Annotated in this window: 20 protein-coding genes; 4 read left to right on the top strand and 16 right to left on the bottom strand. The window is 69.9% G+C overall.

All coding sequences use genetic code 11. The annotated features are described in order from the left end of the window. The first annotated feature begins 130 nt into the window (after positions 1-130). Positions 131-1,036, top strand: a complete 906-nt coding sequence (locus tag AB0M67_RS10775; protein ID WP_365745163.1) for a 5'-3' exonuclease — start codon at positions 131-133, stop codon at positions 1,034-1,036. 48 nt (positions 1,037-1,084) lie between these two features. Then, positions 1,085-1,933: a siderophore-interacting protein gene (locus tag AB0M67_RS10770; protein ID WP_365744768.1), complete on the top strand. Its 849-nt coding sequence runs from the start codon at positions 1,085-1,087 to the stop codon at positions 1,931-1,933. A gap of 102 nt (positions 1,934-2,035) precedes the next feature. On the opposite strand, the gene AB0M67_RS10765 is transcribed toward AB0M67_RS10770, so the two are convergent. From AB0M67_RS10765 to AB0M67_RS10755, 3 genes are all read right to left on the bottom strand, one after another. Then, complete coding sequence (locus AB0M67_RS10765) at positions 2,036-2,815, bottom strand: ABC transporter permease (protein ID WP_365744766.1); 780 nt, start codon at positions 2,813-2,815, stop codon at positions 2,036-2,038. Beyond that, positions 2,812-3,921: an ATP-binding cassette domain-containing protein gene (locus AB0M67_RS10760; protein WP_365744764.1), complete on the bottom strand. Its 1,110-nt coding sequence runs from the start codon at positions 3,919-3,921 to the stop codon at positions 2,812-2,814. Before AB0M67_RS10760 ends, AB0M67_RS10765 begins: the two co-directional genes overlap by 4 nt. 221 nt (positions 3,922-4,142) lie before the next feature. After that, a complete protein-coding gene (locus tag AB0M67_RS10755) occupies positions 4,143-4,877 on the bottom strand; it encodes a PadR family transcriptional regulator (protein ID WP_365744762.1) in 735 nt (244 codons plus the stop codon). A gap of 205 nt (positions 4,878-5,082) precedes the next feature. On the opposite strand from AB0M67_RS10755, the gene AB0M67_RS10750 reads away from it, so the two are divergent. Next, positions 5,083-6,444 (top strand): deoxyribodipyrimidine photo-lyase, encoded by a 1,362-nt coding sequence (locus AB0M67_RS10750; protein ID WP_365744760.1) that lies wholly within the window; start codon positions 5,083-5,085, stop codon positions 6,442-6,444. 69 nt (positions 6,445-6,513) lie between these two features. Here the strand turns inward: AB0M67_RS10750 and AB0M67_RS10745 are convergent, their stop codons facing one another. Together AB0M67_RS10745 and AB0M67_RS10740 are read right to left on the bottom strand one after the other, a co-directional pair. Next, entirely contained in the window at positions 6,514-7,014 is a 501-nt protein-coding gene (locus tag AB0M67_RS10745) for a DinB family protein (protein WP_365744758.1), read from the bottom strand. 56 nt (positions 7,015-7,070) lie between these two features. Then, complete coding sequence (locus AB0M67_RS10740) at positions 7,071-7,697, bottom strand: class I SAM-dependent methyltransferase (protein WP_365744757.1); 627 nt, start codon at positions 7,695-7,697, stop codon at positions 7,071-7,073. 115 nt (positions 7,698-7,812) lie between these two features. Here AB0M67_RS10740 and AB0M67_RS10735 point away from each other — a divergent pair, with 115 nt between their 5' ends. Further along, entirely contained in the window at positions 7,813-8,382 is a 570-nt protein-coding gene (locus AB0M67_RS10735) for an XRE family transcriptional regulator (protein ID WP_365745161.1), read from the top strand. 149 nt (positions 8,383-8,531) lie between these two features. Here the strand turns inward: AB0M67_RS10735 and AB0M67_RS10730 are convergent, their stop codons facing one another. From AB0M67_RS10730 to AB0M67_RS10680, 11 genes are all read right to left on the bottom strand, one after another. Beyond that, positions 8,532-11,360 carry a DEAD/DEAH box helicase gene (locus AB0M67_RS10730; RefSeq protein WP_365744755.1) on the bottom strand — a complete coding sequence of 943 codons (2,829 nt, stop codon included), beginning with the start codon at positions 11,358-11,360 and terminating at the stop codon, positions 8,532-8,534. A gap of 137 nt (positions 11,361-11,497) precedes the next feature. Then, a complete protein-coding gene (gene tatC / locus AB0M67_RS10725) occupies positions 11,498-12,451 on the bottom strand; it encodes a twin-arginine translocase subunit TatC (RefSeq protein ID WP_365744754.1) in 954 nt (317 codons plus the stop codon). A gap of 63 nt (positions 12,452-12,514) precedes the next feature. Further along, complete coding sequence (tatA, locus tag AB0M67_RS10720) at positions 12,515-12,808, bottom strand: Sec-independent protein translocase subunit TatA (RefSeq protein WP_129772623.1); 294 nt, start codon at positions 12,806-12,808, stop codon at positions 12,515-12,517. 209 nt (positions 12,809-13,017) lie between these two features. Further along, complete coding sequence (locus tag AB0M67_RS10715; RefSeq protein ID WP_365744752.1) at positions 13,018-13,215, bottom strand: hypothetical protein; 198 nt, start codon at positions 13,213-13,215, stop codon at positions 13,018-13,020. An 84-nt stretch (positions 13,216-13,299) separates the two neighbouring features. After that, complete coding sequence (locus tag AB0M67_RS10710) at positions 13,300-13,560, bottom strand: hypothetical protein (protein ID WP_365744750.1); 261 nt, start codon at positions 13,558-13,560, stop codon at positions 13,300-13,302. A gap of 27 nt (positions 13,561-13,587) precedes the next feature. After that, positions 13,588-14,553: a WYL domain-containing protein gene (locus AB0M67_RS10705; protein WP_365744749.1), complete on the bottom strand. Its 966-nt coding sequence runs from the start codon at positions 14,551-14,553 to the stop codon at positions 13,588-13,590. Positions 14,554-14,570: 17 nt separating this feature from the next. Then, positions 14,571-15,527 carry a WYL domain-containing protein gene (locus tag AB0M67_RS10700; RefSeq protein WP_351391103.1) on the bottom strand — a complete coding sequence of 319 codons (957 nt, stop codon included), beginning with the start codon at positions 15,525-15,527 and terminating at the stop codon, positions 14,571-14,573. Between the two features lie 121 nt (positions 15,528-15,648). After that, positions 15,649-16,023, bottom strand: a complete 375-nt coding sequence (locus tag AB0M67_RS10695) for an FKBP-type peptidyl-prolyl cis-trans isomerase (protein ID WP_351391100.1) — start codon at positions 16,021-16,023, stop codon at positions 15,649-15,651. 43 nt (positions 16,024-16,066) lie between these two features. Beyond that, positions 16,067-17,002 (bottom strand): FKBP-type peptidyl-prolyl cis-trans isomerase, encoded by a 936-nt coding sequence (locus tag AB0M67_RS10690; protein WP_365744746.1) that lies wholly within the window; start codon positions 17,000-17,002, stop codon positions 16,067-16,069. Between the two features lie 121 nt (positions 17,003-17,123). Continuing rightward, on the bottom strand, positions 17,124-18,485 hold the full coding sequence (gene pafA / locus AB0M67_RS10685) for a Pup--protein ligase (RefSeq protein ID WP_030354603.1): 1,362 nt from the start codon (positions 18,483-18,485) through the stop codon (positions 17,124-17,126). Between the two features lie 9 nt (positions 18,486-18,494). Next, positions 18,495-19,754 (bottom strand): MFS transporter, encoded by a 1,260-nt coding sequence (locus AB0M67_RS10680; RefSeq protein WP_365744744.1) that lies wholly within the window; start codon positions 19,752-19,754, stop codon positions 18,495-18,497. Between the last annotated feature and the right edge of the window lie 36 nt (positions 19,755-19,790).

The raw sequence follows: 19,790 nt of genomic DNA, 5'->3' as shown, positions 1-19,790 counted from the left end.
GGCCTTTCCGGGACCGCCCGATCACCGTCGGTCACCATGTGCCGCTCGGCCCCTGTGAGGGTCCGCCGGGGTGCGGTACGCGAGCGTTGTCAGTGGGCTGGGGCATCATCGGGGTGTGACGCGACGCCTGATGCTCCTCGACACCGCCTCTCTCTACTACCGGGCCTACTTCGGGGTCCCCGACTCCGTACGGGCCCCCGACGGCACCCCGGTCAACGCGGTGCGCGGGCTGCTGGACTTCATCGGCCGCCTGGTCCAGGACCACCGCCCGGACGAGTTGGTGGCCTGTATGGACGCCGACTGGCGGCCCGCGTGGCGGGTGGAGCTGATCCCCACCTACAAGGCCCACCGCGTGGCGCGCCCCCATGAGGAAGGGCCCGACGAGGAGGACACCCCGGACACGCTGGCGCCACAGGTCCCGATCATCGAGGCGGTGCTCGACGCACTGGGCATCGCCAGGGTCGGCGTCGCGGGATACGAGGCGGACGATGTGATCGGCACGCTCGCAGGCCGGGCGACGGGCCCGGTGGACATCGTCACCGGCGACCGCGATCTCTATCAGCTGATCGACGACAAGCGTGGTGTGCGGGTGCTCTACCCCCTCAAGGGGGTGGGGTCGCTGCATCTCACCGACGAGGCGGCGCTGCGCGAGAAGTACGGCGTGGACGGCCCCGGCTATGTCGATCTGGCGCTGCTGCGCGGGGACCCGAGCGACGGGCTGCCCGGGGTGCCGGGGATCGGCGAGAAGACCGCGGCCAAGCTGCTCGACGCCTTCGGCGATCTGGCCGGGATCATGGCGGCGGTCGACGACCCTCGCTCGAAGCTCACGCCGTCCCAGCGCAAGCGGCTGGACGAGGCCCGGGAGTATGTGGCGGTCGCGCCCACGGTGGTGAGGGTGGCGGGGGACGTCCCGCTGCCGGACTTCGACCCGACGCTGCCCGCCGGGCCGCGCGATCCGGCCATGGTCGACGCGCTCGCCACCCGGTGGGGGCTGGGTGGCGCGCTGCGTCGACTGCTCGCCACCCTCCAGCCGTGAGTGTTAGCTTAGGTAAACCTAAGCAGCGCAATCGTCAGGGAGACCGCCGTGGCAGAGAAGCCGGCCCGCACGTCACCGAAGGCCCACGAGGGGCAGGTCGTACGCACCGAGTGGGTCACCCCGCACATGGTGCGTGTGGTCCTGGGCGGTGAAGGGCTGGCCGCGGTGGAGTGCGGCGAGTTCAGCGATCACTACGTCAAGGTGCTGTTCGCCCCCGAAGGGGTCAGCTACCCCGAGCCGTTCGACATGGAGCGCGTCCGCGCGGAGTTCCCGCGCGACCAGTGGCCCACCAACCGCACGTATACGGTGCGCAGTTGGGACCCGACGGCGCGGGAGATGGCCATCGACTTCGTCGTGCACGGCGACGAGGGGCTGGCGGGGCCATGGGCCGCGCGTGTGCGGCCGGGCGAGACGGTACGGTTCCTCGGCCCGGGCGGTCTCTATGTACCGGACCCGGCGGCGGACTGGCATCTGCTGGTGGGCGACGAGAGCGCCCTGCCCGCGATCGCCGCGTCGCTGGAGCGGGTACCGGCCGGCGCTCCCGTGCATGCCTTCGTCGAGATCTCGGGCGCCGAGGAGGAGCAGAAGATCACGACACCCGACGGGACCGGGATCACCTGGCTGCACCGCGGCGAGCGTCCGGTGGGCGAAGCCCTGATCGACGCCGTCCGCGGTCTCGATTTCCCCGCCGGGGACGTGCACGCCTTTGTGCACGGCGAGGCGGGTTTCGTGAAGGAGCTGCGCCGCCATCTGCGGCTGGAGCGGAATGTCCCGCGCGAGCGGATGTCGGTCTCGGGGTACTGGCGGCTCGGCCAGACCGACGAGGCCTGGCGGACCGTCAAGCGGGAGTGGAACGAGCAGGTGGAGCGCGAGCAGGAGACCCCGGTCGCCTCCTGAGCACGCACCCTCGCCCTCGGCCCGTGCCGCGCTCGCGAGCAGGGACCGAGGGCCGGGGGCTGGGCGCCGAGGGGCTCGGGGCCCGTCTTGGGAAGCGATGCTCTAGACGGACTTCTGGTACGCGCGGAACGTACGGGTCGACAGCCAGACCGCCGCCACCGCCAGGGCCAGCAGCGCGCCGCCCCTGGTGAGGACATCACCCCAGTCGGGCTCGGCCGCCAGCGCCGAACGCCCCGCGACCATCGCCCAGTTGACCGGGTTGAAGTCCGCGATCGTGGCCATCCAGGACGGCATCTGGGCGGGCGCCATGAAGGCGGAGGAGAGAAACGTCAGCGGCAGCAGCAGAAACGTATTGATGCCGATGATCGACTCTCGCTCGCGCACCAGCATGCCCAGTGCGTTCGAGAGCGCCCCGAAGACCGTACCGAGCAGGATCGAGGCGGCGACCAGTACGATCAGCCCGCCCACCCCGCCCGGGTAGCGGGCCCCGCCGAGCAGCCCGAGCAGCACGATGATCACGGACTGGCAGGCCGTGCTGATGCCGTTCTGCACGACATTGGCGTTCATGAGGGCGCTGCGGCTGACCGGGGTGGTCAGGAAGCGGTTGAGCGTGCCGCGTTCGATCTCCTCCAGCGTTCCCATCCCGGCCCACATGCTGGAGCCGAGCGCGCTCATCACCACGATCCCCGGGACCAGATAGTCCAGATAGGTCGTGGTGCCGAAGCCGCCCAGTTCGACCACTCTCTTGAAGAGATTGCCGAAGAGGAACAGCCAGATCACCGGCTGAATCAGCGAGATCAGCAGAAAGACGGGCTGGCGCACGATCGCCATCAGCTGACGCTGCGTCATATACCAGGTGTGGGCGAGAGTCTCGGTACTCATCGGGCGCCTCCGGTGGTGGCCTGAACGGAAGTGTCGTGAGCGTCGGGAGCGCTGGGGCTGCTGGGCGTGCTGGGGCTGCTGGGAGTACCGAGGGTGCCGTGAGCGCCGGCTCCCGCGGTGTCCGCCTGTGCCTCGGCCTCGGAGAACCGGCGCCCCGCGTACCGCAGATAGACATCGTCCAGGGACGGGCGGGCCACGGTGGCGGCGGCCACGGCCGCTCCGGCGCGCTCCAGCGCGGCGAGCAGGACGGGCACGGCGGCGGCGCCGTCGTCGGCTCGTACGCTGACCCGGCGGCCGTCGACCGCCAGGTCGTGCAGACCGTCAAGACCGGTGAGTACGTCGGTGAGGGCCGCCCGGTCACCGTCGGCGCGCAGCTCCAGATGGACGGCGTCGCCGCGCAGTTCACCCTTGAGCGCGTCGGGGGTGCCCTCGACCACGATCCGGCCGCGGTCGACGATCGCGATGCGCTCGGCGAGCCGGTCGGCCTCCTCCAGATAGTGCGTGGTGAGCAGGATCGTCAGCCCCTCGTCACCGGCGAGCCGGGTGATCTCGTCCCACATGGCGGTACGTGCCTCGGGGTCGAGCCCGGTCGTCGGCTCGTCCAGGAAGAGCACTTCGGGCCGGTGGACCAGTCCGAGCGCCACATCGAGCCTGCGCCGCATACCGCCGGAGTACCCCTTGACCAGCCGCCGTGCGGCGTCGGTGAGGGCAAACCGCTCCAGCAGTTCATCGACGCGCCGGTTCAGTTCCGCGCCCCTCAGGCCGTACAGCCTGCCCTGGAGGACCAGGTTCTCCCGGCCGGTGGCGGCGGGATCGGCGCCGGACTTCTGGGCGACGACGCCGATCACGCGGCGTACCCGGCCGGGATGGCGCAGCACGTCGTGGCCGGCGACCGTGGCCGTACCGCTGTCGGGGCGGGCGAGGGTGGTGAGGATCTTGACGGTGGTGGACTTGCCGGCGCCGTTGGGGCCGAGCAGTCCGAGGACGGTGCCTGCCTCGACGGTGAGGCCCAGGCCGTTCAGGGCGGTGACTCCGCCGGGATAGGTCTTGACCAGATCGTCCGCCTGTACGACGGGCGTTCCGGTACTCGTGGATCGGGTTCTCATGGTTCCGGTACTCATGGCTGAGCTCTCCTGTACTGAGGAGCGGGTTGCTCGGGGCCGGCCGAGCCGGTCCACGTGAAGAGCGCCGGGCTATCCTTGGGCGTGCCGCGCCTCGATCGCCCGGGCGGCCTCACGGTGGCCCGGTCCGGGGTGAGAGACCCCGGCGGGAGCTGCTGCAACAGCGACCGCCGGGGTTGTTCCGGTGGAGGGCCGAGTCGGCCGGGTCAGGGTTTTCGGGAACGGTCCCCCTCCCCCGCGGAGTCCGACTCCTCCGCGGAGTCCGACTTCCCCGCGGAGTCCGACTCCCCCGCGGTGTCCCAGGGCCGCTCATGCTCCAGCTCCTGCCACTCCGGCGGCGGCCGTCCGGTCTCGTGCAGGGTCCGCCAGCCGTCGAGACCGGAGAGCGATCCCTCACCGATCTCCTTGACGAACCCCTGGATCCAGGCCTCCTCGGCCTCGATCATGTGCAGCCGGAACTCGGTCTCTATGACGAAGAGCCGCGGCAGCGTCCCGTAGAGCTGCTCCAACACACCCCGCATGCCTGCGGCCTGGACGCGCAGCGCCGACATCCGCTCCTCCAGCAGCGAGATCACCTCGTCCGGCGGCAGGACACCCATCAGTGAGAGGCCGGACTCGAACAGCGGGAACTCACGGGCGGGGACGGCCAGTAGATCCGCCATCCACTCCAGCATCTCCTCATGGCCGGCGGAGGTGAGGCCGTACAGCGTCCGCTCGGGCCTGTTGCCCTGCCGCTGCACCTCGGCCACCTCGACGAAGCCGTGCTTCTCCAGGTTCTGGACGACGGTGTAGAGCGAGCCGAAGTTGATCTTGACGCTGTTCTCCTTGCCGCGCTGCCGCAGCGTCTGCGCGATCTGGTACGGGTGCATCGGCCGCTCGGAGAGCAGCGCCATCACCGCGAGCGCCAGCGGATTGCTCAGCTTGCGTCGCTTCGCCCCCATGGCGACCACCCCGCCCTTCCATTACTCGACCCCAAATACTCGGCTGCGAACATATCGCGACATCACCGCGGGCGTCAATCGCGATACATCGTAAATCTCGGACGAGCGGTGAGGGGACGAGCGATGAGGGAGAGATAGATGAGGGGGAGAGATAGAAGGAGAGCTGAAGGCAGTGATGGGGACAGCGGCAGCGAGGGACTGGGACATGAGCGTTGCGGTGGTGCTCTTCACCTCCGATCTACGGGTGCACGACCAGCCGGTACTGCGTGCCGCCCTGGACGGCGCCGAGGAGGTGGTTCCGCTCTTCGTCCGCGATCCGGGCATCGCGGCGGCGGGCTTCGACGCCCCCAACCGCCGTGCCTTCCTGGCCGACTCCCTGACCTCGCTGGACACCGCCCTGCGTAAGCGCGGTGGCCGACTGATCATTCGTTCGGGTGATCTCGTCGAGCAGGTCTGCCGGGTGGTACGCGAGAGCGGCGCCGGGCAGGTCCATGTGGCGGCCGGGGTGAGCCGGTACGCGGCGCGCCGGGAGGAGCGGCTGCGTACGGAGCTGACGGCGGCCGGAGCCGCCCTGACCGTGCACGACGCGGTGATCACGGCGGTGCCGCCGGGGCAGATCGCCCCGGCCGGCAAGGACCATTTCGCGGTCTTCACCCCGTACTTCCGCCGCTGGGAGGAGCGGGGCCCGCGCGCGGTGACAAGCGCGCCCAGGAGCGTACGGGTGCCGCGGGTCGGCGGTGAACCGCTGCCCGCGCGCGGTGCCGTCGAGGGGGTCTCGCCCGGTCTGGCCGAGGGCGGCGAGGAGGTGGCGCGCGAGCGGCTGGCGAGCTGGCTGGCCGACGGGATCGAGTCGTACGAGGACCGCCACGACGACCTGGCCGGCGACGCGACCTCCCGGCTCTCGCCGTATCTCCATTTCGGCTGTCTCTCCCCGGCGGAGGTGGTGCACCGGGCACGGCGCCGGAGCGGTGCGGGGGCGGCGGCGTTCGTACGGCAGCTGGCCTGGCGGGACTTCCACCACCAGGTACTGGCGGCGCGCCCCGCATCCGCGTGGTCGGACTACCGCTCGCGCGGGGATCGTTGGCGTACGGACGAGAAGGAGATCAGCGCCTGGCGGGACGGGCGCACCGGCTTTCCGGTGGTCGACGCGGCGATGCGCCAACTCTCGTACGAGGGCTGGATGCACAACCGTGGGCGGCTGCTGGTGGCGAGCTTCCTGACCAAGACGCTGTACGCGGACTGGCGCGTCGGCGCGCGGCACTTCCTGGATCTGCTGGTGGACGGCGATCTCGCCAACAACCAGCTCAACTGGCAGTGGACGGCGGGCACCGGCACGGACACCCGGCCCAACCGGGTCCTCAATCCGCTCACCCAGGCCAAACGGTTCGATCCGCGCGGCGACTACGTACGGCGCTGGGTGCCGGAGCTGGCGCAGGTGGCGGGGGCCGCGGTCCATCAGCCGTGGCTGCTGGACGGCCGGGAGCGGGCCCGGCTCGACTATCCGGACCCGATCGTGGATCTCGCGGAGGGCCGCGACCGCTTCCTCCGGGCCCGGGATCTCGACTGATCCAGGGACGCCGCGATGACGGCCGTGGTGCGGGGATGCCACGGCGCGGTCCTGGAGCGGGTGGTGGAGTCAGCGCCCGGTCGCGCCGTCGATCAGTTCGCGGAGGATGTCCGCGTGGCCGGCATGACGGCCGGTCTCCTCGATCAGATGGGTGAGTGCCCAGCGGACGCTGGGAGCGGGGCTTCCCGGTCGGGGCCGGGGAACCGGTGCGCCGAGATCGGCGCACCCGTCGAGAACGTCGTTCGCGCGCTCGACCGCCTCCCGGTACCGGGCGACGACATCGGCCACGCCGTCCGCCGGTGCGGCCCGGAACGTCGCCTGCCAGTCGCTGACTTGATCCCCGAGGAACGTCGCGCGCTCGACGAAGGTGAGGTGATTGAGCAGGCCGAGCAGGTTCGTCCCCGAGGGCACTCCGGCTGTTCGGACCTGTGGTTCGGGGGCGCCGTCGACCTTCGCGGCCATCGCGATCCGCAGGTAGTCGAGGAAGCCGCGCAGGACCTCGGTCTCGCTGCCCCCGGTCCGGGGAGGCGGGGTGTCGCGGCGGTGGGCGCGGCGGGGAGCGGTGGGCATGGGTGGTCCCCTTCGTGGGAGAGCTGTCGTGGCGCCGGATCGGATGTGGGACCGGGTCAGGCGGTACGGCGGACGAGCAGGACGTGGTCGGTGACCTCGGCGGTTCGCCCGTCCGGGCCGGTCGCGATCCGGCGGGGTGTGTCAGCCCGCTCCACCGTCCATGTCGCCGGGTCCAGCTCGATACCCGCGGCGACTTCCCGCGGGGTCGGGTAATGGACGTCGGGATCCTGGTTCCATGACCATGGCGCGGTCGAGCCATGGTCGACGACCAGCAGCCGCCCGCCCACACGCAGCGCGTGCGCGGCCCAGCGCAGCACGGTTGCCCGGTCCAGGTCATAGGGCGTTTGCAGGTAGTGGGCGCAGATCAGGTCGAACTCGCCCTGTGGGAAGGACTCTTGCAGGTCATGCCGCTCGGCGACGACCCGGTCGGCCAGGCCGTGTGAGCGGGCGAGGCCGGCGAGCCGCTCGACCGCCACCGCCGAGATATCGACGGCGGTGACACGCCACCCCTGGCCGGCGAGCCACAGCGCGTCGCCGCCGTCGCCGCAGCCGAGGTCCAGCGCGTCACCGGGCGGCAGGCCCGTCACCGTCTCCGCGAGACGGTGGTTCGGCCGCGGGTCGGTGGCCGCCGGTCGGGTCGCGTAGACATCTTCCCAGAACGTGACCGCGTCGGTGGTGCTCATCGGGGCTCCTTCTGTCGGGATGCGCCCAGTCTCATCAGACGCACCACGAGCTGGCACGAAAACTTGCGGTTCCGGCAAGACGGGCCCGTGGCAGGATGTGCCCGTGGACCGTGGAATGGAAGATGTGCTCGACGCGGTGGGGCCCCGGCTGCGTGCGCTGCGTCGCGACCGCGGCATCACCCTCGCCGACCTCGCGGCGACGACCGGGGTGTCGGAGAGCACCCTGTCCCGGCTGGAGAGCGGACAGCGCCGGGCAACCCTGGAGTTGCTGCTGCCGCTGGCCCGTACGTACGACGTTCCGCTGGACGACCTCGTCGGTGCCCCGCGCACAGGCGACCCCCGGATCCATCTGAAGCCGATCCAGCGGTTCGGGATGATCTTCGTTCCGTTGTCCCGGCGGCCGGGCGGGATACACGCGTTCAAGATGATCATCCCGGCCCGGCCGGAACCGCTCGAACCGACCCCGCAGACTCACGAGGGCTTCGAGTGGCTCTATGTGCTCAACGGTCGTCTGCGGCTGGTGCTCGGCGAGCGCGATGTGACCTTGCCGCCCGGTGAGGCGGCCGAGTTCGACACGTCCGTGCCGCACTGGCTGGGCAGCGCGGACGGCGGCGCGGTCGAGCTTCTTATCCTGTTCGGCCTACAGGGGATGCGTGCGCATGTGCGCGTCGGCCCGGGTCGGTAGCGAACCCACGGCCGTGGAGGATGCCGGCGACGCCCGCGACATCCTGCCCCGAACGCGCGGGCGCCCCGCCGGAACCCACCCGACGGGACCGCCCCACACTCACGCCCCTCACACCAGGGCCCGCACACTCACGGCCCTCAGCTACACGGTCAGCCGACCGAGCTGTACGCCACCACCCCGCGCAGCACCGCCTCGACCGCCTTGCGGGCGTTCTTCGCGACCGTGCTGTTCTCACGCGGCGCGGCAGCGGCGATCTGGCCGAGCACATCGATGACCTGCTTGCACCAGCGCACGAAGTCACCGGCCGGCATCTCGGCCTCGCGCAACACCTCGTCCAGCCCCTTGCCCGAGGCCCACATATAGACCGCCCAGGCGAACCCGAGATCGGGCTCGCGCTGTCCGACGCCCTCCGCCTGACTGATCTTCAGGTCCTCCTCCAGGGCGTCAAGACGGCCCCAGATCCGGACCATCTCGCCCAGCGCGGCCTTCGCCGCGCCCGACGGGACCTTGGGCGCCACCGCGTCGTCCGACTGCCTGGCCTCGTACACCAGCGCCGAGACACAGGCGGCCAGCTCGGCCGGGGAGAGCCCCTCCCACACCCGGTCCCGCAGGCACTCGCTCGCCAGGAGATCCAGCTCGCCGTAGAGCCTGGCCAGCCGCCGTCCGTGCTCCGTGACCTCGTCCCCGCGCAGATAGTCCAGCTCGGTGAGGAGCGCGACGATCCGGTCGAAGGTCCGGGCGATGGTGTTCGTCCGCCCCTCGATCCTGCGCTCCAGCTGGCGGGTGTCCCGCTGGAGCCGGTGGTAGCGCTCGGCCCAGCGGGCGTGGTCCTCCCGCTCGTCGCAGCCGTGGCACGGGTGGGCGCGCAGTTCCGTACGGAGCCGGACGATCTCCCGGTCGTCCGCCGCGGCGGCACGCTGCTTGCGGTGCCGCTCGGGCACGATGTGCCCGGCCTTCGTACGCAGCGCGGACGCCAGATCACGGCGCGACTGCGGGGAGCGCGCGTTGAACGACTTGGGGATACGCATCCGTTCCAGCGCCTCCACCGGCACCGGGAAGTCCATCGAGGCCAGCCGCTTGACCTGGCGCTCGGCGGTCAGCACGAGCGGCCGCGGCCCGTCCTGGTACTCCAGCCCCCGGTGGCCATTGGCGCGGCCGGCCGGCAGCCCGGGGTCGAGCACCAGCGCGAGACCGGAGAACTTCCCGGTCGGCACATGAATGACATCGCCCGGCTTGAGCTTCTCCAGCGACGAGGCCGCGGCGGCCCGGCGCTGCGCCGCGCCCTGTTTGGCCAGCTCGGTCTCGCGGTCCTTGAGTTCGCGGCGCATACGCGCGTACTCCCCGAAGTCCCCCAGATGGCAGGTCATGCCCTCCCGGTAGCCGTCGAGGCCCTCCTCATTGCGCTGGACCTGCCGGGAGATCCCGACGACCGACTTGTCGGCCTGGAACTGGGCGAAGGAGGTCTCCAGCAGCTCGCGCGAGCGATGCCGGCCGAACTGCTGTACGAGATTGACGGCCATGTTGTACGAGGGCCGGAAGCTGGAGCGCAGCGGATAGGTCCGCGTCCCCGCGAGCCCGGCGAGCGCGCCCGGGTCCATACCGCGCTGCCAGAGCACCACGGCATGGCCCTCGACATCGATACCGCGCCGACCCGCCCGCCCGGTCAGCTGCGTGTACTCACCGGGGGTGATGTCGGCGTGCTGCTCGCCGTTCCACTTGACGAGCTTCTCCAGCACCACGGACCTGGCGGGCATGTTGATGCCGAGCGCCAGCGTCTCGGTCGCGAAGACCGCCTTGACCAGGCCGCGGACGAACAGCTCCTCCACGACCTCCTTGAAGGTCGGCAGCATTCCGGCGTGATGCGCGGCGATACCGCGCTCCAGGCCCTCCAGCCACTCGTAGTAGCCGAGGACATGAAGGTCCTCACCGGGAATGGAGGCCGTACGCTCCTCGACGATCTCGCGGACCCGGCGGCGCGCCTCGTCGTTGTTGAGCCGCAGCCCCGCGTACATGCACTGCTGTACGGCGGCCTCGCAGCCGGCCCGGCTGAAGATGAAGGTGATCGCGGGCAGCAGGCCCTCGGCGTCGAGGCGGTCGATGACCTCGGGCCTGCCCGGCGTCCAGATCCGGGAGCGCTGCCGGCGCTCGCGCTCGCGGTCCGCCTCGCGGATCATCTTCCCGCGCCGTCGTTCGCGCGGGTTGTACGTGCGCTGGTTCTCCATCCGGGCCAGCCGGACGAGATCCGGATTGACCTCGCGCTTGCCCGCGCCGCGCCCGCCGTGGTCGGTCTCCTCCTCGAAGAGGTCGTACATCCTGCGCCCGGCCATCACATGCTGCCAGAGCGGCACGGGCCGGTGCTCGGAGACGATCACTTCGGTGTCGCCACGGACGGTGTCCAGCCAGTCACCGAACTCCTCGGCGTTGGAGACCGTCGCCGAGAGTGAGACGAGCGTGACCGACTCGGGGAGATGGATGATCACCTCTTCCCAGACGGCGCCCCGGAAGCGGTCGGAGAGGTAGTGCACCTCGTCCATCACCACATAGCCGAGCCCGCTGAGCGCCTGGGAGCCCGCGTAGAGCATGTTGCGCAGCACCTCGGTGGTCATGACGACCACCGGAGCGTCCGCGTTGACGCTGTTGTCCCCGGTCAGCAGGCCGACCTTGGCGGCGCCGTAGCGCTTGGCCAGATCGGCGTACTTCTGGTTGGAGAGCGCCTTGATGGGCGTGGTGTAGAAGCACTTGCGGCCCTCGGCCAGGGCCAGGTGCACGGCGAACTCGCCGACGATCGTCTTGCCCGAGCCGGTGGGCGCGGCGACCAGCACGCCCTTTCCCGCCTCCAGGGCCTGGCATGCCTCGATCTGGAAGGGGTCAAGACCGAAGTCGTACATCTCGCGGAAGGGAGCGAGCGCCGTGGCCTGCTCGGCGGCGCGGATCCGGGAAGCGGCGTAGCGCTCGGCTGGTGAGAGGTCCTCTGTCATCTTGAAGTCGAGCCTACCCGTCACCTCTGACAGTCAGCCCGATCTTTAATCGCCCTTGGAAACCCCCACCACAGGGACCTGCGAGCGGGATGGACGACCGTGGTGGTCCCGCCGGTCAGCGGGCGGGACCACCGGGGTCAGGTGACGTCGTCGTAACCGTTCAGTCGCTTCGTACCGTCGCCGTCCGACCGCTCGGACAGACCGCGCGGCGCCGAGACGGGTTCGATCTCCCCGACGGCCTCGGGGGTCAGATCCAGGTCCGAGGCCTCGTCGTCGCCGGGCCCCATGGCATCGCGCTGCGACTTGCGGCGGTCGTTCAGGAGCGAGATCGCCGTGGCGACGAAGTACAGCACCCAGATCGGCACGGCGAGGCCCATCATGGTCAGCGGGTCGGTGCTGGGCGTGGCCACCGCGGCGAACACGGTGATGCCCATGATCATGCCCCGCCACCAGCCGGCCATCCGCTTGCCGGTGATGACCCCGCCGAGGTTGAGCATCACCAGCAGCAGCGGCAGCTCGAAGGAGAGACCGAAGACGACCACCATGCGGGTGATCAGATCGAGCAGATCATCGAGCGGAAGCTGGTTGTCCAGGTTGGCCGGCGAGAATTCGAGCAGGACCTTCGCCATCGTCGGCAGCGTCTTGTACGCGAAGAAGCCGCCGGCCAGGAAGAGCGGGAAGCCCGCCGCCACGAAGGCGAGCGAGTACTTCTTCTCCGCCTTGTGCAGCCCCGGGGCGACAAAGGCCCACAGCTGGTACAGCCAGATCGGTGAGGAGCCCACGACACCGGCCATCAAGGAGACCTTGAGCGCGAGGGTGAAGGGCGTCAGCAGACCGTTCAGGACAATGCGGGCGCAGGTGACTTGCTCCCGGTTGGCCAGATCCGCGAAGCTCACTTCACATCCGACCGACTTCAGCACCGGGTCGGTGAAGAACTCGATGATGTCCTTGTAGAAGAACGCGGCGACGAGCGTCACGACGACGATCGCCAGCAACGCCTTCGCGAGCCGGTTGCGCAGCTCACGCAGGTGTTCCACCAGGGGCATCCGCCCCTCGGGATCGGTCTCCTTCTTGCGGGCAGACTTAAGCAACCCACGTCCTCATCTCGTGCGGCGGGCGGTTCGGTGACAGCGGCACCCGCTTCGGCCCAGGTGTCAGCGCTTGGTGGTCGAGTCCGTCGGCTCGGTCACCGGACGCGCGCTGGTCACATCGCCGGGCGCGGCCTGGATCGTACGCGGCACGACGTGGTCCTGAGCGGTCTCGTCGCCCTTCGGCTCCGCCGGGGCCGTCTGCTGGCCCTCCGACTTCATCGCCTTGGCCTCGCTCTTGAGGATGCGGGCCGACTTGCCGAGCGAACGCGCCATGTCCGGAAGCTTCTTCGCGCCGAACAGCAGGACGATCACGACGAGGATGAGAATGATCTCGGTGGGACCGAGCCTTCCGAACATAAGCTTTTACCTTCTCACCGAGGCGGCATGGGAGGGGCCTGCACAGATTCGGCCGGACTCTTGTCCGACGTGGTTGCGCAGCGATCGTAACGCGCAGGGGTGAACACGGGGCAATCCCTGTGCGTACTTCCGTCGGCGGCCCGCGCCTCGCTGCCGGGGCCACGCTGTGCAGCGTACCCCGCTATCTGGCCGGTGAGCAGGGGGCGTCGCTACCTCAACGTCTCGCCCGTGGCGGCCAGCCGGGTGGCCGCGCGCTCCAGATCCTCGGCCGCCCGGTTGATCGTCTCGGTGGTGCTGGCGACCTGACGGCCGAGCCGCTGGGCTTCCAGGAAGACGCGGACGGCCAGCACGCCGAGCACGGCGATACCACAGAAACCCAGGGCGATGGCGAGCATGGGCCAGAACATGGGCAGAGCCTAGACCGTTTCAGGAAGTGGGGTTCGGGACATGTTTCCGGGGCGTCTTTCCGGGACGTGCTTCAGGGACGTCGTTCAGGGGGTGGAGTGGAGCCGGAGGGTACGCACCCCGCCGCCGGTGAGGAGTTCGACGATGCGCTCCCCCGCGGGCTTGCGCACCATGGCCTCGCACTCGGGACAGGTGAAGGAGTAGAAGGTGGTCTTGGCGCTGGCGCCGATCGCCAGGCGCAGGGCGCCCGCGGAGAGTTCGAAGCGGGCACGGCACTCGGGACAGGCCGCCTTGAAGAGCACCGGAACGACGGTCGAAAGTCCGGACAGCCCAGCTATGGTCGACATTGCGCGTGGTTCTCCTCGTCCTCGTCCTCAGCCGTTCACCGGGTGGTCGTCGTAGGCCGCGAGCGCCTCGCCCGCCGCCCGCCGCGCGCTGTCCGCCAGCTCCGGCGGGGAGACGATGCGTCCGTCCCCGCCGAGCCGCAGCGCCAGCCGTCTGAGCGAGGCGGGCGCGGGGGTACGCAGAGTGATCCGCAGCCCGCCGTCGGGGAGTTCGACCGCGCTGTCGTGCGGGTAGTACTCCGCCACCCACCGGCCGCCCGGCCCTACCTCGATCACCACCTCGGGGTCCTCGGCCGAGGGCTGCACCAGCCCTTCCGACAGATCCCTCAGCTCCAGCTCCGGCGGCGCGGCCGGTGCGTCCAGCAGCCTGATCTCGGCGACCCGGTCGAGGCGGAACGTACGTCGCGCCTCGGAGAGCCGGCACCACGCCTCCATATAGGTGTGCCCCACGGCGAACAGCCGGATCGGGTCGACCTCGCGCTCCGTCAGCTCGTCACGCGCCGGTGAGTAGTAGCGCAGCCACAGCCGGCGGCGCTCCGAGATCGCCCGGTCGACCTCGGCGAACACCCCGCCCTCGGACTCGAAGGTCACCGAGAGCCGGGAGCTCGCGCCCGCGGCCTCCCCGGCGGCCGTCTCCAGCTTGGCGGTGGCGCGCAGCAGCGCCTGCCGGTCGCCCTCGCGCAGCCCCGGCAGGGTGGCGACGGCGCGGGCGGCGACGAGCAGCGCCGTGGCCTCGTCGGCCGCGAGCCGCAGCGGCTCGGCGACATCGTCGGGGTTGTGCCACCAGATGCGGTCGCCGTCGGTGTCGATGTCGAGCAGATCGCCGCCGCGGAAGCTGGTCCCGCACATGGGCAGCACATCGAGGTCGGAGATCAGCTCGTCCTCGGTGATGCCGAAGGCGCGGGCGACATCGCTCACATGCGCGCCGGGGCGCTCCCGCAGATAGGTCACCAGCGAGAGCATCCGCCGGGTCTGGTCGATGGCGTTGGCTGCCATGGTTGTACGAGTCCCCCTCAGCCCTTGGCCACGGCGCGCAGCCGGTCCAGGACATCGGCCCGCAGATCCGCGGGCTCCAGTACGACCGCGTCCGGGCCGAACTCCACCAGCCAGGCGTCCAGCCCATGTCCATAAGGGACTTCCAGCTCGTCCCAGCCGTCGCCCAGTTCCCGTGACGACAGCGCCTTGGCCCGCAGCGGATAGCCGCACCCGGAGCGCAGCTTGATCAGCGCGGAGCGCGTCGCGGTCTCCCCCGCCCAGCTCTCCACGGTCTCCCGTACGGTGACGACATCGGGTACGGGCGCGCTGAAGACACCCGCGCGTGAGCGGACCCGGCCGGTGATCCGGGAGAGCCGGAAGACCCGCTCGGCGCCACGGTCCCGGTCCCAGCCGGCCAGATACCAGTGGCCGCGCCAGCACTCCAGCGTCCAGGGCTCCACCTGGCGCTGCTCCGGGCGGGCGGCGTTGGCCTTGCGGTAGTCGAAGGCGACGGGACGCCGGTCGCGGCAGGCGAGCATCAGCGGTTCGAAGGCGGCCTCGTGGACGGGGATACGGGGTTCGAGCGCGCCGTGGTGCGCCTCGTACGTGTCCTCCGCCTCCGGCATCCCGGCGGCGCGCAGCTTCTGCAGGGCGCCGCTCGCGGCGCCGGCCAGCCGGGCCTGCTGCCAGACCTTGGCGGCGAGACCGAGGGCGGCGGCCTCCTCGGCGTCGAGGGTGATGGCGGGCAGCCGGTTGCTGTCGCGCCGGGCGAGATAGCCGGTGTCGCCGTCGAGGTTCTCCACCGTCTCGATGACCAGCCCGAGTTCGCGCAGATCGTCCTTGTCCCGCTCGAACATCCGGTTGAACGAGTCGTCGGTGCCGGCCTCCAGATAGGCCTCGATGGAGCCCCGCAGCTCACGCTTGCTGAGCGGTCGCCGGGTCCCGAGCAGACACAGCGCCAGATTCATCAGCCGCTCGGCCTTGGCAATGGCCATCGACGCCTCGCACCCCTCTTGATCGTGCCGCGCTCCCCGCTGACCGTACCGCCCCGGGGTGTCGCCGTAAAAGCCGAGGGCCCATGCCGGACAGCATGGGCCCTCGGGTGTCCGGAAGTGATCAGACAGCGACCAGGTCGCAGACGAAGATCAGCGCCTCACCGGGGGCGATCCGGCCGCCGCCGGCGCCGCGCTCGCCGTACGCCAGGTGCGAGGGGATGATCAGCTGGCGACGGCCGCCGACCTTCATGCCCTGCACGCCCTCGTCCCAGCCCTTGATGACCTGGCCGGCGCCGAGCTGGAACTGGAGCGGGGTACCGCGGTTCCACGAGGAGTCGAACTCCTCACCGGTGGAGAACGCCACGCCCACGTAGTGGACGGACACGGAATCGCCGGCCTTGGCCTCCGGGCCGTCGCCGACGACGATGTCCTTGATCTCCAGATCGGCCGGCGGCTCGCCACCCGGGAAGTCGACCTCGGGCTTGTCGATGCTCACTGAACTGCTCCTCTAAATGATGAACGGGGCAACCGGGACAGTCTTACACCTTCGCCAGGATGTCCACCGCGAAGACCAGTGTGGAGTTCTTCGGGATGCCCTGCTGCTCCTGGTTGCCGAACGCCTGGTCCGGCGGGATCACGATGAGGATCCGGCTGCCCACCTTCTTGCCGACGATGCCCGTCTTGAGGCCCTTCAGCGTGAGCTGCGGCAGCGGGAAGGTCTGCGTGCGGCCGGTCTTGTACGTGCTGTCGAACTGCTTGCGGTCCTTCCAGATGTACGCGGCGTAGTTCAGCACGACGGTGTCCGAGTCCTTGACGGTCTCGCCGTCGCTCTCCAGCACGTAGTTGGAGACGAGCTTCTTGGGCGGGTCGCTCTTCGGGACGGTGACGGTCGGTTCCTTGCCGTCGTCGTTCGTCCCGACCTTGGGCAGGTCGATGTTGTCCTGCGCGACCGCGGTCCCCTTGGCCGAGGCCGGGACCTGGGTGGACTTCAGAATGTCGACAATGAACACCAGCGTGGAGTTGGGCTTGATGTCGCCCTGGCCCTGGGCGCCGTAGCCGAGCTCCGGCGGGATGCCGAGCTCGACGCGGCTGCCGACCTTCTGGCCCTCCAGACCCTGGTCCCAGCCCTTGATGACCATGCCGGCCCCGACGGTCAGATCGAACGGCTGCTTACGGTCGAAGCTGTTGTCGAAGGGCTTGTCGGAGTCCCAGCTCTGGCCCAGATAGTTGACCTGGATCGCATCGCCCTTTTTGACCGTCGCTCCGTCACCCTTGCTGAGGACATCGACCTTCAGCTCCTTGGGCGGCGTGCCCTCCCCCTTGTCGAGGGTCGGCTTCTGACCGAACTTGGCACCCGAGCTGATCGCGGGAAGCCCGTTCTTGGACGAGGTGGAGTCGGAGCCTCCATCGCTGCCACAGGCCGCTGTCGACAACAGCAGCAAGGGGACGACGATGAGGCCGGCAAGTCGGCGCACGTGTTCCTCAGATCTCAGACGGCACAGTAGTTGCCCGCCACTCTAAGGCGTGCCGAGGGCCCCGTACGCGTTACGTACGGGGCCCTCCTCACATTCCACCAATGCGTGTGTCCCCGGCGGCTCACATACCGGCGATCAGTTTCTCCACCCGCTCGTCCACCGAACGGAACGGGTCTTTGCAGAGCACCGTGCGCTGTGCCTGGTCATTGAGCTTGAGATGCACCCAGTCGACGGTGAAGTCCCTGCGCTGCTCCTGGGCCCGGCGGATGAAGTCGCCGCGCAGCCGCGCCCTGGTGGTCTGCGGGGGCACCGACTTGCCCTCGAAGATCTTCATGTCGTTGCAGATACGGGCGGCCTGGCCCTTCTTCTCCAGCAGGTAGTAGAGACCCCGGCGGCGGTGGATGTCGTGATAGGCGAGGTCTATCTGAGCGACCCTCGGATGCGACATCGTCATATTGTGCTTGGCCCGGTACCGCTCGATGAGCTGGTACTTCATGACCCAGTCGATCTCGGTGCCGATACGGTCGAGATCCTCGGCCTCGATCGCGTCGAGCGTGCGGCCCCAGAGTTCCAGGACCTGGTCGACGGTGCCGGTGCGGATGCCCCGGCGCTCCACGAAGTCGACGGCCTTCTCGTAGTACTCGCGCTGGACCTCCAGGGCGGAGGCTTCCCGGCCGCTCGCCAGGCGCACCTTGCGCTGGCCGGTGAGGTCATGGCTGACCTCGCGGATGGCCCGGATCGGGTTCTCCAGGGTGAGATCGCGCATCACCGTGCCCGCCTCGATCATGCGCAGGACGAGATCGGTGGCGCCGACCTTGAGCAGCATGGTCGTCTCGGACATGTTCGAGTCGCCGACGATGACATGGAGCCGGCGGTAGCGCTCCGCGTCCGCGTGCGGTTCGTCACGGGTGTTGATGATCGGACGGGAGCGGGTGGTGGCGGAGCTGACGCCCTCCCAGATGTGCTCCGCGCGCTGGCTGACGCAGTACACCGCGCCCCGCGGGGTCTGGAGTACCTTGCCGGCGCCGCAGAGCAGCTGACGGGTGACGAGGAAGGGGATGAGGATGTCCGCGAGCCGGGAGAACTCCCCGTGGCGGGCGACGAGATAGTTCTCGTGGCAGCCGTAGGAGTTTCCCGCAGAATCGGTGTTGTTCTTGAAGAGATAGACGTCGCCCGCGATTCCCTCCTCGTGCAGGCGGCGTTCTGCGTCGACGAGCAGCCCCTCCAGAATGCGCTCGCCCGCCTTGTCGTGCGTGACCAGCTCGGAGATGTTGTCGCATTCGGGAGTTGCGTATTCCGGATGCGAACCCACGTCGAGGTAGAGACGGGCGCCGTTCCGCAGGAAGACATTGCTGCTGCGGCCCCATGAGACAACACGGCGGAAGAGGTAGCGCGCCACTTCGTCAGGTGACAGTCGGCGCTGTCCCCTGAACGTGCACGTGACGCCGTACTCGTTCTCCAGCCCGAAAATGCGGCGGTCCATGTCTGAACATTACGCCTGATGGCCAGAGCTGAAACCGGGTTGGGCCGCACCGCTTCGATCATTTTCCGTCCGGATGGTGGCATCCGAAGGGCCGGTGGGAGCCTTGAGGACCCGCTGGGTGACCAGCAGTACCAGCAGCGCGGCGATACCGCCTGCCCCCGCCACGGCGAAGCTCGCGGAGGTGCCGCCGTGCTCCACGGCGGGTCCCGCGGCGCCGGTGCCGAGCGCGGTTCCGACACCGAACGTGGTGACGAGCCAGGAGAACGCCTCGGTGACCGTGCCGCGCGGGGCGTGCCGGTCGACGACGATGAAGGCGCAGGCCAGCGCGGGTGCCAGAAAGACCCCGGCGAGGGCGGACAGCGCGGTCATGGCGACCACACCGGGGGTGAGCGTCAGCGGTAGGTAACAGAGGGCCAGCAGGGCGACGATGCCTCGCAGACGGCGCTCGGGCACCCCGGTCCACTGCCGCGATCCGTAGACCGTGCCACCGATCAGCGCGCCGAGACCGAGGGCGGCCATCAGCCAGCCGTACACGGACTCGTCGCCGTGGTCGTCGGCGTAGGCGACGCCCGCGACGGTGATGGAGCCGAGGGCCATGCCGATGAAGAGGAAGGCGCCGAGGAGGGCGAGCATCCCCGGCGAGCGCAGGGCGCCGAGCCAGTGCGCCTCACGGGGCGCGGAGCGCCAGGCCTTGGAGGGCTTGGACGTGACGACGGAGAGCGCGCCGAGTACGCCGATGACGTTGATGACGAGCAGCGCGGCGGCCGGGGACCAGAGCGCGACCAGCAGGGTGACGAAGAGCGGGCCGAGCGTGAACATGACCTCCTGGGCCACGGCGTCCATGGCGTACGCCCGGTGCACCCGGTCCTCCCGGCCGAGGACGCTCGGCCACAGCGCCCGCAGTCCGCCCTCCAGCGGCGGGGTGAACAGGCCCGCGATCGCCACGGCCGGGTACGCGAGGGCCGGCGCCTCCGTTCCGACGGCCGCGAAGAGCACCATGCCGAGGGCCGAGACCAGCGCCGCGGGGAGCTGCACGCGGGGCTGTCCGAACAGGTCCACGGCCCGGCCCAGCAGCGGCTGGCCGATGGCCGTGGTGATGCCGTAGAGCGCCGTGAGCACCCCGGCCAGGGTGTAGCTGCCGCCCTCGGCGCGGATGAACAGGACGATCGCGATATGGCCCGTGGCGCTCGGCAGCCGGCCCACCAGCGTGCCCGTGAGCAGCCGTGCGGCGTGCGGCGCCTTGAGTATGTCCAGATACCCCGTGGCCATGTCGCCCCTTGTCTCCGTCAGCTCGTCCCCCGGGTC

The sequence above is a fragment of the Streptomyces sp. NPDC051662 genome (assembly GCF_040681655.1).
Lineage (GTDB): Bacteria > Actinomycetota > Actinomycetes > Streptomycetales > Streptomycetaceae > Streptomyces.
The sequence above is the reverse complement of the archived record's forward strand: the minus strand, read 5'-3'. Positions and strand labels throughout refer to the sequence as shown.